The organism is Pseudomonas sp. TWR1-1-4 (assembly GCF_049897165.1).
Taxonomy (GTDB): domain Bacteria; phylum Pseudomonadota; class Gammaproteobacteria; order Pseudomonadales; family Pseudomonadaceae; genus Aquipseudomonas; species Aquipseudomonas canadensis.
This window is the reverse complement of the sequence record NZ_JAFCVS010000007.1, coordinates 210,996-223,814: the sequence shown is the minus strand read 5'-3', so window position 1 is coordinate 223,814 and position 12,819 is coordinate 210,996. Positions and strand designations below refer to the sequence as shown.

Genomic DNA, 12,819 nt, shown 5'->3' with positions numbered 1-12,819 from the left:
ATCAATGTGCTCCGTAATGAGGAGTGGCGGGTTGCACCGCAGCACCACCCAACAGGCGATGGGTGCGCGGGTACTCACCGTGATCGCTGATGAAATTCAATAGCTCGACGTAGGTTTTGCTGCTCTGGCGCAGCGCCGCTTCGCGCAATTGCGGACTCAGACGCGGGTCCTGCATGGTCTGCAGCAGGCGCTGATGGATAGCGCACAGGTATTCCGCGCTTTCCTCCGGCTGGTTCAGCCGCAGGTGCAGGTCCGCCAGGTTGTGATGGGAAATGACGCAAGCCGCCACTGCTTCGTCGGCGTCCGCCCAGCGTTCGAACAACACTTGGGCAAGGGCCAAGGCTTGCAAGTAGGCCTCGCGAGCGTCAACCAACTCGCCCGCCATAAAGCAGCGATTGGCCCGTTCGATCGTGCGTTTCCAGTGCTCCATGGTGAGCCTCCAAAGCAGGGTCGGTGATTACACGCCGCCGGCCGTGAGCTTTTCCGGATCCAGCAGGACCTCCAGTTGGCTGCGCGGCAAGTCGGTGTGTTCGAGGGCAACATCAATCACCGGACGGCCCTGTTGATAGGCTTTTTTGGCGATTTCAGCGGCCTTTTGGTAACCGATGATCGGGTTGAGTGCGGTCACCAGGATGGGGTTGCGCGACAACGCTTCCTTGAGCTTGGCTTCGTTGACCTTGAAACTGGCGATGGCTTTATCGGCCAGCAAACGGCTGGAATTGGCCAGCAATTCCAGGCTGCTGAGCAGGTTCTGCGCAATGATCGGCAGCATCACGTTCAGCTCGAAGTTGCCTGACTGACCGGCGACGGTGATCACCGTGTCATTGCCGATGACCTGTGCGGCGACCATCGCCGTGGCTTCCGGAATCACCGGGTTGACCTTGCCGGGCATGATCGAAGAACCCGGCTGCAAGCCTTCCAGCTCGATTTCACCCAGGCCGGCGAGCGGGCCGGAGTTCATCCAGCGCAGGTCGTTGGCGATTTTCATCAGCGACACGGCGGTAGCCTTCAACTGGCCGGAGACTGCGACGGCGGTGTCCTGCGAGCCAATCAGAGCGAACAGGTTCTTGCCGGGCGTGAATTTCACACCGGTCAGACTGCTCAGCTGCTGGCTGAAACGCGCCGCGAATTCCGGATGTGCGTTGATCCCGGTACCGACTGCCGTACCGCCCTGAGCCAGCGCTTGCAGGCTCGGCAGAAGGTCCTGCAGGTGGCCGATACTAGCCTTGAGCTGCTGAGCCCAACCGTTGAGCACCTGGCTCATGCGTACGGGCATGGCATCCATCAGGTGCGTGCGGCCGGTCTTGATGAACGGGTGAACCTCTTCGGCTTTTTGTTCGATGACTTGCACCAAATGCAGCAGGGCCGGCAGTGTTTGCTCATGCAGTACCAGCGCGGCACTGACGTGGATCGTGGTCGGGATGATGTCGTTGCTGCTCTGGCCGCAGTTCACGTGGTCGTTGGGGTTGACCGGCTCACCGAGCAAACGGGTGGCCAGGGTCGCAATCACTTCATTGGCGTTCATGTTCGAACTGGTGCCGGAGCCGGTCTGGAAGATATCCACCGGAAAGTGCTGCATAAAATCGCCTTCCAACAAACCTTGGGCGGCATCGACGATGGCCTTGCCCTGCCCTACGCTGATTTGCTTGAGGTCGACGTTGACCTTGGCGGCGGCGGCCTTGGCCAGGATCAGGGCGCGGATGAATTGCGCCGGCATGCGTTGATGACTGATCGGGAAATTGTTCACCGCGCGCTGGGTTTGCGCACCGTACAAGGCCTCGGTCGGCACTTGCAGTTCGCCCATGCTGTCGCGTTCGATACGGGTGTTACTCATCGTTAGATCCTTGCACCAGGTCAGAAACAGAAAGGGAGGGCAGCAATTCGCAGGTCGCCAATTGCCACGCAAAGGACTGCCAGCGCTTGAGGCGGCAGGCGCAGTGAGAGAGTTTTTCCAAGTCGCGTAATGGACGCCACGCCTGATCCAGGCACATGGAGCGCCAATGCCAGGGCAGCGCGATGTCGCTGGCGGTATCGAGCAGCAGGCGGAATGAGGTTTCTGCGATCGTCCACGGATGGGTCGCGGTGCAGCACGCCAGGTATCGACCCTCATTGAGGTAATGTTCGATCAGGCGCGGCTCGTTGGGGTCGAGGCCGCAGCGAATCTGGCGACTCATCCAGCGCCAGCTCTCCAGGTAAGGATCCTCATGCAGGACAGAACTCATGATCCACACTCATCCGGTAATGATATTTATTATTAAATGATATTGAGAATCAAAACAATAGCGGCAGATTGATCCGCCTGCCAAAACGCCCACAAAAAAGGCGCGCCATCTGACAGATGGCGCGCCTTTTGGAGTAAAGCTTCGGGAGGATTAGCTGCCGGCGACAGTCATCCGCTCGATCAACACCGAGCCTGTGCGAATGTTGCTGCGCAGTTCCAGATCATTACCCACGGCGACGATCTGCTTGAACATGTCGCGCATATTGCCTGCGATGGTCACTTCCTGGACGGCAAACTGAATCTCGCCGTTTTCCACCCAGAAACCCGCCGCGCCACGCGAGTAATCACCGGTGACCATGTTCAGGCCATGGCCCATCAGCTCGGTCACCAGCAAGCCACGCCCCATGCGCCGAAGCAGCGCAGCTTGGTCTTCATCGCCGTGGGTGACGAACAGGTTGTGTACGCCTCCGGAGTTCGCGGTGCTTGGCAGGCCCAGCTTGCGACCGGCGTACGTGCCCAGTACGTAAGACACCAACTCGCCCTTCTCGACGAACGGTTTGGCATACGTCGCCAGGCCATCACCGTCGAACGACGTACTGCCCATGGCGCGCATCAAGTGCGGGCGCTCATCGATGGTCAGCCACTCTGGGAACAACTTTTGGCCAATCGCCCCCTCCAGGAACGAGGACTTACGGTACAAGTTGCCACCGGAAATCGCCCCCAGGAAACTGCCAAACAACCCACCCGCCAGTTCTGCCGAAAACAGTACCGGCACTTCACAGGTTGGCACCGGGCGCGCGCCCAGGCGGCTCGCTGCACGCTGCGCCGCGCGCTGACCAATGCTGATCGGGTCCGACAGCAATTCGCCCTGACGGCTGACGTCGTACCAATAATCGCGCTGCATCTGGCCGTCAGCCTCGGCGATCATCACGCAGCTCAAGCTATGGCGGGTGGACGCGTAGCCACCGATAAAGCCATGGCTGTTGCCATACACGCGGCAACCCTGGTGCGTGCTCAACGTGGTGCCATCTGCGTTCTTGATGCGGGCATCAGCGTCGAATGCAGCAGCTTCGCAGATCAGCGCCCGTTCGATGGCCTGTTCGGGTGTGATGTCCCAAGCGTGAAACAGATCGAAATCCTGCAGGTCCTTGGCCATCAGCGCCTTGTCGGCCAGGCCCGAGCTTTCGTCTTCGGAGGTGTGCTTGGCGATTGCCAGCGCAGCCGCCACCGTCTCGCGAATGGCTTCCGGACCGCTGGCCGACGTACTGGCCGAACCTTTGCGCTGCCCGACATACAAGGTAATACCAAAACCCTGGTCGCGGTTGAACTCAACGGTTTCCACTTCCCGCTGGCGCACCGACGTCGACAGCCCCTGCTCCAGCGACACGGCCACTTCACAGGCACTGGCCCCCTGGCGCTTGGCCTCGGCAAGGATCTGCTCGACTTGTTCCTGCAGTGCCGGTAACGCTTGCGGACCGACGCTTTGGGCTGCACTCATGGTTTTCTCCACTCAAATTCTGCTTTCGGTTAAGGCCATCGAGCGACCGGGCCGGACAAGCGGCCCCCGACTGGTTATCATGGCGGCGTTTCTTTGCGGACTGCCACCATGGTTGATTCTTACGACGACTCCCTCGATGGGGAGAAAAGCAAAACCCAGGTCAAACGTGAGCTGCATGCTCTGGTTGACCTTGGCGAGCGCCTTACAACGCTCAAAAAAGACTTGATTGCAAAACTGCCACTGACCGACGAAATGCGTCGTGCCCTGGCCGATGCGCCCAAGCACACCGCGAATATCGCGCGTAAACGGCACATCTCGTTTATCGGCAAACTCATGCGCGATCAGGACATCGACGCCATTCTGACCTTGCTCGATCAAACCGATGCCTCTACTCGACAGTACAACGAACGCTTCCATAACCTGGAACGTTGGCGTGACCGCCTGATCGCGGGCGATGACGCCGTGCTGGAGAAATTCGTGATGGACTACCCGGACGCGGACCGCCAGCAACTGCGTTCCCTGATCCGTCAGGCCCAGCACGAGCAGGCGCATAACAAGGCGCCGGCCACCAGCCGTAAAATCTTCAAGTACATCCGTGAGCTGGACGAGACTCAACGCGGCCTGCGCTGATCCTCTTCCCCGGGTGGCGGTTCTCGCCACCCGAAGCTCCGTCTTTCTTACGACCCCGTGCCACCCACGGTGATCGCATCAATCTTCAGCGTTGGCTGGCCGACACCCACCGGCACTGACTGTCCGTCTTTCCCGCAGGTACCCACGCCGCTGTCCAGCGACAGGTCGTTGCCGACCATCGACACCTTGCTCATGGCTTCCGGACCGTTACCGATCAATGTCGCACCCTTGACCGGTGCAGTGATCTTGCCGTCTTCGATCAGGTAAGCCTCGCTGGTGGAGAACACGAACTTGCCGCTGGTGATATCCACCTGGCCGCCACCGAGGTTGGCGCAGTAGATGCCGCGCTTCACCGAAGCGATGATCTCGGCCGGGTCGCTTTCGCCACCGAGCATGTAGGTGTTGGTCATGCGCGGCATCGGCAGGTGCGCGTAGGATTCGCGACGGCCGTTACCCGTACGCGCCACGCCCATCAGGCGAGCGTTGAGCTTGTCTTGCATGTAGCCCTTGAGCACACCGTTTTCGATCAGGGTGGTGCACTCGGTTGGGGTGCCTTCGTCGTCGACGCTCAGCGAGCCACGACGCCCGGCCAGGGTGCCGTCATCGACGATGGTGCAGAGTTTGGACGCCACCATTTCACCCATCCGCCCGCTATAGGCCGAACTGCCTTTGCGGTTGAAGTCACCTTCCAGGCCATGACCGACCGCTTCGTGCAGCAGCACGCCGGACCAACCCGAACCCAGCACCACCGGCAAAGTGCCGGCCGGGGCAGGAATGGCTTCAAGGTTGACCAACGCCTGGCGCAGCGCTTCACGTGCATAACCCATGGCACGGTCGTCGGTGAGGAAATAACGGTAGTCGGTACGCCCGCCGCCGCCATGACCACCGCGTTCGCGGCGACCGTTCTGTTCGACGATCACGCTGACGTTGAAACGCACCAGCGGCCGCACATCCGCCGCCAGGCCGCCATCGGTGGACGCCACCAGGATGCGCTCCCACACACCAGCCATGCTCACGGTAACCTGCTGGATACGCGGGTCGAGGGCACGGGTGGCGGCGTCGATACGCTTGAGCAGCTCGACCTTTTCCGCACGGCTGATCACTTCCAGGGGGTTATCCGGCGCGTACAACTGCGCCACGTCCTGGGTGCTGAATGCCTGCACCGTGCCATTTTGCCCGGCCCGGGAGATCGAACGTGCGGCCCGCGCCGCCAGGCCCAAGGCTTCCAGGGTGATCGCGTTGCTGTAGGCAAAACCGGTTTTTTCACCGGACTGCGCACGCACGCCCACACCCTGGTCGAGGTTGAAACTGCCTTCCTTGACGATGCCGTCTTCCAGCGCCCAGGACTCGGAAATCTGCCCTTGGAAATACAGGTCAGCCGCGTCGATGCCCGGCCCGGCCAAGTCGCCGAGTACGGTTTGCAAGCTTTCGATGGTCACGCCACCGGGCGCCAGGAGGTGATCACTGACTGAGGACAACAACTCGCTCATAGGTATGGCCTTAAATTCATCGTTCCGAAGCAGGTCGCTGTGCGCCCTGCGAGAAAAAGCGCCGATGGTTGACCACCGGCATGCGCGTCCGTATCGACGCCTGTTCACTGCTATCGCGTTCGGCCAGCAACACTGCTTCGCCTTGATCCTGTTGTGTCAGCACACGCCCCCAAGGGTCGACAATCGCCGCATGACCATAGGTTTCCCGTGGCCCCGGATGCACACCGCCTTGAGCCGCCGCCAGCAGGTAACACTGGGTCTCGATGGCGCGTGCGCGAATAAGCACATCCCAATGCGCCGCGCCGGTCACCGCCGTAAACGCCGAAGGCGCTGTAATCAACTCAGCCCCTGCCGCACGCAATTCGCTGTAGAGCTCGGGGAAGCGCAGGTCGTAACAAACCGTCAGGCCCAACCGACCGACGGGCGTGTCCGCTACCACCACATTGCCTCCGAAAGCATAGTCGTCAGATTCGCGATAACGACCGCGGGCATCGGCAACATCCACATCGAACAGGTGCAGCTTGTCGTAACGGGCAACGATTTCACCCTGATCATCGACCAGCAACGAGCAGGCATTGGACTTGGCGTTCGGCTGGTCCTTTGGCGGCAGCGGCAAAGTACCAGCCACTATCCATAAGGTGAGGTCGCGGGCGGTCTGTTTCAACCACGGCAGGATCGGGCCTTTGCCCAGAGCTTCGGCGCGACCGATGTCGGCCACGTCGCGGCGGCCCATGGCGGCAAAGTTTTCCGGCAATACCGCCAGCTTCGCCCCACCCGCTGCGGCTTGTTCCAGCAAGCGCCGGGCCTGGGCCAGGTTGGCCAGCACATCGCTCTGGCTGACCATTTGAATTACCGCAAAGGACATGGACCGTCTCTCCTTAATGGGCATGCGGCCATGCTACTCCACAGGCTCTCAGTTTGGTTTTTCAAATGGCTTGTCGAAGGTGATTTTCGGGTCCTTCCACGGGCCTTCGACCTTGTATTGCACGCTGGCAAAGCGCGCAACACGGTCACCGATCAGCTTGTCGATCAGGAACAACGCACCGCCGATCGCGGGCGCGCCTACGATCAGCGCGGCGATCGGCAGGTTATTGGTCACCGGCAGGGTGACCAGCAGCTTGGCGTCGACACGGTCTGCGACCAGGTCCAGGGTGCCGTTGAGTTCCAGGTTAGTCGAAGGCCCGGTCATGGTGATCGGCTCACGGGTCACGAATACCCCGTTGCTCGCCGCCAGCAAGCCCTTCACACGGTCGTAGCTCAAGCCCTTGCCGAGCAAGTCCGAGAAGTCCAGGCGCAGACGGCGCCCAATGGAGTTGAAGTTCAGCAGGCCAAACACCCGCAGCGCCTGGGCGCCGCCTTCCACTTCAACGAACTGGCCATCGCGAAACGCTGCATCCAGGCTGCCGGAGAAACGCTTGGGCCCGACAAAGGCAGGCGAACCGGGCCAGCGACCATCCACATCCAGGTGGAAATCCTGGCTGGTGACGGTGGGCGCGTAACCCCACCCCTTGAGCACATCGCCGATATTCTTGCCATCCAGGCGCCCCTTGTACCAACTGCTACTGTCGCCAGCCGTCCCTTCCCAACCACCCGCGCCCTTGAGCTGCATGCCTTTGAGGCCGAGGTCGAGGTTATTGAAAGCCAAGCCTTTGGCGGTCGGGCGGATTTTCAGCGACCAGGCACCTATCAGATCCGGGCCCTGGAAAAGCTGATCAATGGCGATATCCAGCGCCGGAATGTCCTTGGGGTCGATGCTCGCCAAGGGGTCCGGTGCGTTTTCATCAGCCTGCACCGTCGGATCCACCGCTGGCAGCTTCACATATTGAAGGTTGACCGCAATCGGTGCGCCCTTGGCGTCCGGCAGGTTGACGGTGCCCTTGGCCTGCTGACTGTCGAATTGCAGGCCCCACGCCGCAGGCTTGCGGTCCAGCTGTAGATTGACCTGATCAAACTGGCTGCCAAAACCGGTCAGCTTACCCACCTTGAAGTCAGCGCCGCTGAGCAACTGCTTGGCGCTGCCGCCCGGATCGTTGCCCGCGTAGCGGTCAACCAGTTTCTTCCACGGGTCGATATCGAGTTCAGACAGCACGCCACGTATGCGCAAGCCCTTGGCCCCTGGCAACACAGCATCGCCATCCCCGAGGAATAGCTCACCGCGCCCCTCATTGAATTTGTCCGGCGGCGCAGCGAAGGTGAAGTTGGCCAGCTCGCCGTAGTCGAACCAATAACGCCGCTCGGCCCCCTGCAAGGTCATGCGGAACACACTGTCACGCCCCTGGCTGGCGGGCATGCCGAACGGTGCCGGCAGGTCCACGGCGACGCCCTTCAGGTTGGAGCTGACCATCAGTTGGCTATCGGCACCGTCCAGGGTCAGTTGCAACTGGTAGGGAATATCGCCGGACACCGGCAAAGGTTGGCTGACTTTCAACCAGTCCGTCAGCCGCTTGACCGTCACCTGGCCCTTGGCAGACACACGCGTACTGATATTGCCCGGCTTGCCATCGGCAACGATCTGCGCCGTGATCGGCCGGTCAAACGCCTGGGCCGTGATGTTCTGGCCACTGAGGCCTTTGGCGCTGTCGAAGCGGAAATCGCCCTTGAGCTGGGTCAGGTCCAGGGTCGGTTCGGCCAATTGCAGCCGTGCCTTGTCCGTCTTGAAGTCCACCACAATCTTCGGCTCGGTGCCTTTCGCCAACGGTACATCCAGGTCAAGGCTGCCTTGCAGGTCGCCCTCACCCTTCCACCCGGCAAAGGTCGATGCGGTGCCGATCGGCGCTTCCTGGAGGATTTTCAAACCGTCGCCCAAACCACCGGCAAACCCGCCGGTCAGCAACAGATGACTGTCCTTGCCCGCCGGCGCGTGGGGGATATTGACGTAGACGTCCTTGACCTTGGTGTCGAGCAACTGGCCCTTGCTGGCCAGGATGCGTACGCCGCTCTCCTCGACAAACACTTCGCCATTGACCTTGCTCACATGCGGCCAGCCCGGCTGGAACGCCAGTTCGGCATCATGCACCTTGAAGAACAGGCTGATGTTGCGTGAGGCCGGCAGCGCGTCGTGGTTCAGCGAACCCTGATACTGGAAAAAGCCCTGGTCCACCGCGCCCTTGAGAATCGCCGTACGCAGCCACTCATCCAACGCCGGGCTCAACACCGCCGGCAGGTATTTGGGGGTGAAGCGCCCATCGCCATCGACCATGCCGACCCGCAGGTCCATATAGTCTTCCTGGCTGTGGTCGAAATGCAGGCGAATCAGGAAATCAGCGGCGACATTGCCCTCTTCACCCAGCACCTTGATGTACGGGGCGATCAGGGTGAAGCCTTCCTTGTCGAGCTTCCACGTCAGGCGAGCATTGGCCTGGATGTACTGCCACGGCTTGGCAAAGATCGGATCGAGGTGCAGGGAAAAGTCTTTGCTGTCCATGCGCAACTCGCCATGGCCCAGGTCACCGCTGATACTGCCGGACACGTTCCGCGCGGCCGGTGCGCCAAAGTAGGCATCAAAACCGATGCGTTCGAGGTTGGCGGCGAAGCTGACTTTTTGATCCGTCGTATCTTGAGGACGGAAATCCACCAGCACATTACGCAGCAGGCCCGTGGCCTTGAGGTGCTGAATGGTCTTGGCGAAACCCTCCGGCAGCGGCGCCAAGGCATTGAGCAGCGGCGTGATCGGCGTGAGGTCCAGGCGGTCGGCCTGGAGCTTCCAGACCTCCTGATCCTTGTCGGTGGCCAGGGTTTGCTGAAGTTGCAGGCGCGATTCCCAGCGGGTTTCCCCCAGATTCATCGCCAGCGAGTCGAACAGCACCTTGAGACCGCTATCGCTGCGTTGCAGGTAGGCGGTGAGGGCCAGGTTCTCGATATGCACAGGTTTGCGGTCGGCGTAGCTGCCTTTTACCTGCGGCGAGTTGAGGCGCACCACCGCGCTTTGCACGGTGCCTTTGGCCCAAGTCAGCCAGAGTTCACCGCCAGCTTTGAATTGGGTGAGCTTCCATTGCTGGGTCAGCTTGGCCGGGATCCACTTGGCCCAGTCGCTTTGCGGCAGGCTCACGTACGCCTGGACTTCGCCGTCCTTCCACTGACTGGCGCGGATACGCGTGCGCAGGCTCACCGCCAAGGGTTGGCCGTCGGGCAGCGTCAAGCGTGCATCCAGGCGTTGGCGCGTGATGCCGGTGTGCAGGCTCAGGCCGACATACGTCAGGGTCACCGGCGCTTGGTCAAACGGCTGCAAGGTCACCTGGCTGTCCAGCAACGACACGCGCTTGACCTTTTGCATGTTCTTGAGCAACTGCTCAGGGTCCACGGGCTGGTCGTTCTGCACTGGCAAGCCCTGCAAGGCCCATTTGCCGTCCTTGTCTTCCTTGACGCTAAGCTGCAAGCCACTGACTTGCAGGTGCGCAATGCGCACTTCTCGGGCCATCAGGCTGGCCCACATATCCGGCACCACTTCGACCTGGTCCAGGCGAAGGGCACTGCTGCCCTCGCCCACCATCACATCATGGGCCAGCAATACCGGCGCGAAGCCGCTCCAGCGGCCTTCCAGGCTGCCGATATGCAACGGCATGTCCACCGCGGCCTGGGCCTTGGCTTCGATCTCCGCACGGTACTCGGCCACCAGCGGCGTCAATTCACGGCCCAGGCTCACGTACACGGCCGCCAGTACCAGCAGCAAGGCACAGAGGCCCAGGCCCCAACGGGTCAAAGCGGCAAAAAAGCGTATCAGACGCTCCATGTCAGGCGACCCTCAAGGTGGTAGTCGGACGGCAGATCAAGGCCTGCCTGTCTCATAAAAGGAAAACGATTGGGGATCAGAGCAGCACCACGTCGTATTGTTCCTGGGAATACATGGTTTCGACCTGGAAGCGTATCGTGCGCCCGATAAACCCCTCCAGCTCGGCAACGTTACCGGATTCTTCGTCCAGCAGCCGATCGACCACTTTCTGGTTGGCGAGCACTCTGTAACCTTCGGCCTGGTAGGCTCGCGCTTCTCGCAGGATTTCGCGGAAAATCTCGTAGCAAACGGTTTCCGGGGTCTTCAATTTACCGCGGCCCTGGCAACTGCTGCACGGCTCGCACAGCACTTGCTCCAGGCTTTCGCGGGTGCGCTTGCGCGTCATTTGCACCAGGCCCAGCTCGGTGATGCCGATGATGTTGGTCTTGGCGTGATCGCGTTCCAGCTGTTTCTCCAGGGTACGCAGCACCTGGCGCTGGTGTTCTTCATCTTCCATGTCGATGAAGTCGATGATGATGATGCCGCCCAGGTTACGCAGGCGCAGTTGGCGCGCGATCGCGGTGGCCGCTTCGAGGTTGGTCTTGAAGATGGTTTCTTCGAGGTTGCGATGGCCCACGAACGCGCCGGTGTTGACATCGATGGTGGTCATGGCTTCCGCCGGGTCCACCACCAGGTAGCCACCGGACTTGAGCGGCACCTTGCGTTCCAAGGCTTTCTGGATTTCGTCTTCAACGCCATACAGGTCGAAGATCGGCCGCTCGCCAGGATAGTGTTCCAGGCGGTCGGCAATTTCAGGCATCAGCTCGGCAACAAATTGCGTGGTGCGTTGGAATGTTTCCCGCGAGTCGATGCGAATTTTCTCAATCTTCGGACTGACCAGGTCGCGCAGCGTACGCAGGGCCAGGCCGAGGTCTTCGTAGATCACGCTGGGCGCGCCGATGGTCTTGATCTGGGCACCGATCTGGTCCCACAGGCGCCGCAGGTAGCGGATGTCCATAAGGATCTCATCGGCGCCGGCGCCTTCGGCGGCGGTGCGCAGGATGAAGCCGCCCGCTTCCTTGATGCCTTCGGCCGCCACGCAGTCGCTGACCACCTTTTTCAGGCGCTCGCGCTCGGCTTCGTCTTCGATCTTCAGGGAAATGCCGACATGGGCGGTGCGCGGCATGTACACCAGGTAACGCGACGGAATCGATAATTGAGTGGTCAGGCGCGCGCCTTTGGAGCCGATGGGGTCCTTGGTGACTTGCACCACCAGGCTCTGCCCTTCGTGCACCAGGGCACTGATGCTTTCTACCGCTGGCCCTTCGCGCAGGGAAATTTCCGAAGCATGGATAAACGCGGCACGGTCCAGGCCGATGTCGACGAATGCCGCCTGCATCCCCGGCAAAACCCGCACCACCTTGCCTTTGTAGATATTGCCGACGATCCCGCGCTTCTGGGTGCGCTCAACGTGCACTTCTTGCAGAACACCGTTCTCTACCACCGCCACGCGCGATTCCATCGGCGTGATATTGATCAGAATCTCTTCACTCATGGCTGGGTCTCGTTCAGGCGTTTTCACAATAGTGACCGATCGCTTAAGGCTGGGCGCTGGAATACGGCGTTCAGCGCGCGGTAAGGTTTTGCCAACAGGGTATGCCGAATTGGCCGAGCAGTTGCGCGGTTTCGCACACCGGCAGGCCTACCACGGCGGAATAACTGCCATTGAGCCCGGCGACAAAGACCGAGCCCAACCCTTGGATAGCATAGCCGCCCGCCTTGTCTTGGGGTTCGCCGCTGTGCCAGTAGGTGGTCGCTTCCTCGACGGAAATCCCGCGAAACAGTACACGACTGCTTACACAAACAGTCTCACAGCGTTGGCCGTCGGTGAGGGCAATGGCGGTCAGCACTTCATGCTCGCGCCCCGCCAGCGCCATCAACATTGCCAGGGCATCGGCCTGATCCACGGGCTTGCCGAGGATTTTGCCATCGACGATCACGGCGGTATCGGCACCCAGCACACAGGCACCGGAGCTATTCTCGAGCGCAGCGAAACCCGCCGCTGCCTTGCCGCGCGCAAGGCGCTCGACGTAGGAAACGGCGGATTCATTTGTAAGAGGGGTTTCATCAATAGCCGCGCTGACCACGGTGTAAGGCACACCGATCTGCGTCAGCAATTCACGCCGCCTCGGGGAGCCCGAGGCCAGGTAAAGCGAATTCATGCAGACTCTCCCTGTAGGGTTCGATAACCAGGCAGAGCCTCGCAATCCAT

Annotated in this window: 10 protein-coding genes; 1 reads left to right on the top strand and 9 read right to left on the bottom strand. The window is 61.0% G+C overall.

The genetic code is table 11. From position 1 onward, the window contains the following. Position 1 precedes the first annotated feature (1 nt). The 4 genes from ACP7C6_RS23035 to pmbA all read right to left on the bottom strand — a co-directional run bounded on the left by ACP7C6_RS23035 (position 2) and on the right by pmbA (position 3,719). Positions 2 to 430 (bottom strand): hypothetical protein, encoded by a 429-nt coding sequence (locus ACP7C6_RS23035; RefSeq protein ID WP_028618853.1) that lies wholly within the window; start codon positions 428 to 430, stop codon positions 2 to 4. A gap of 27 nt (positions 431 to 457) precedes the next feature. Then, the gene (locus ACP7C6_RS23030; protein ID WP_068936530.1) at positions 458 to 1,834 is read right to left on the bottom strand and encodes a class II fumarate hydratase; all 1,377 of its coding nucleotides are present in this window, start codon (positions 1,832 to 1,834) and stop codon (positions 458 to 460) included. After that, the gene (locus ACP7C6_RS23025) at positions 1,827 to 2,222 is read right to left on the bottom strand and encodes a hypothetical protein (protein WP_028618851.1); all 396 of its coding nucleotides are present in this window, start codon (positions 2,220 to 2,222) and stop codon (positions 1,827 to 1,829) included. The genes ACP7C6_RS23030 and ACP7C6_RS23025 overlap by 8 nt, the downstream gene beginning before the upstream one ends. 150 nt (positions 2,223 to 2,372) lie before the next feature. Continuing rightward, on the bottom strand, positions 2,373 to 3,719 hold the full coding sequence (gene pmbA, locus ACP7C6_RS23020; RefSeq protein ID WP_028618850.1) for a metalloprotease PmbA: 1,347 nt from the start codon (positions 3,717 to 3,719) through the stop codon (positions 2,373 to 2,375). 108 nt (positions 3,720 to 3,827) lie between these two features. Here pmbA and yjgA point away from each other — a divergent pair, with 108 nt between their 5' ends. After that, positions 3,828 to 4,349 (top strand): ribosome biogenesis factor YjgA, encoded by a 522-nt coding sequence (yjgA, locus tag ACP7C6_RS23015; protein ID WP_005784816.1) that lies wholly within the window; start codon positions 3,828 to 3,830, stop codon positions 4,347 to 4,349. A gap of 47 nt (positions 4,350 to 4,396) precedes the next feature. Here the strand turns inward: yjgA and tldD are convergent, their stop codons facing one another. The 5 genes from tldD to ACP7C6_RS22990 form a co-directional block, all read right to left on the bottom strand. Continuing rightward, positions 4,397 to 5,839 (bottom strand): metalloprotease TldD, encoded by a 1,443-nt coding sequence (gene tldD, locus ACP7C6_RS23010; protein WP_010213129.1) that lies wholly within the window; start codon positions 5,837 to 5,839, stop codon positions 4,397 to 4,399. A gap of 16 nt (positions 5,840 to 5,855) precedes the next feature. Then, complete coding sequence (locus ACP7C6_RS23005; protein ID WP_426109284.1) at positions 5,856 to 6,704, bottom strand: carbon-nitrogen hydrolase family protein; 849 nt, start codon at positions 6,702 to 6,704, stop codon at positions 5,856 to 5,858. 48 nt (positions 6,705 to 6,752) lie between these two features. Further along, on the bottom strand, positions 6,753 to 10,568 hold the full coding sequence (locus ACP7C6_RS23000; protein ID WP_311894569.1) for a YhdP family protein: 3,816 nt from the start codon (positions 10,566 to 10,568) through the stop codon (positions 6,753 to 6,755). Positions 10,569 to 10,644: 76 nt separating this feature from the next. Continuing rightward, positions 10,645 to 12,102 carry a ribonuclease G gene (gene rng / locus ACP7C6_RS22995; RefSeq protein ID WP_010213134.1) on the bottom strand — a complete coding sequence of 486 codons (1,458 nt, stop codon included), beginning with the start codon at positions 12,100 to 12,102 and terminating at the stop codon, positions 10,645 to 10,647. A gap of 70 nt (positions 12,103 to 12,172) precedes the next feature. Beyond that, positions 12,173 to 12,769, bottom strand: a complete 597-nt coding sequence (locus tag ACP7C6_RS22990) for a Maf family protein (protein WP_311894567.1) — start codon at positions 12,767 to 12,769, stop codon at positions 12,173 to 12,175. Between the last annotated feature and the right edge of the window lie 50 nt (positions 12,770 to 12,819).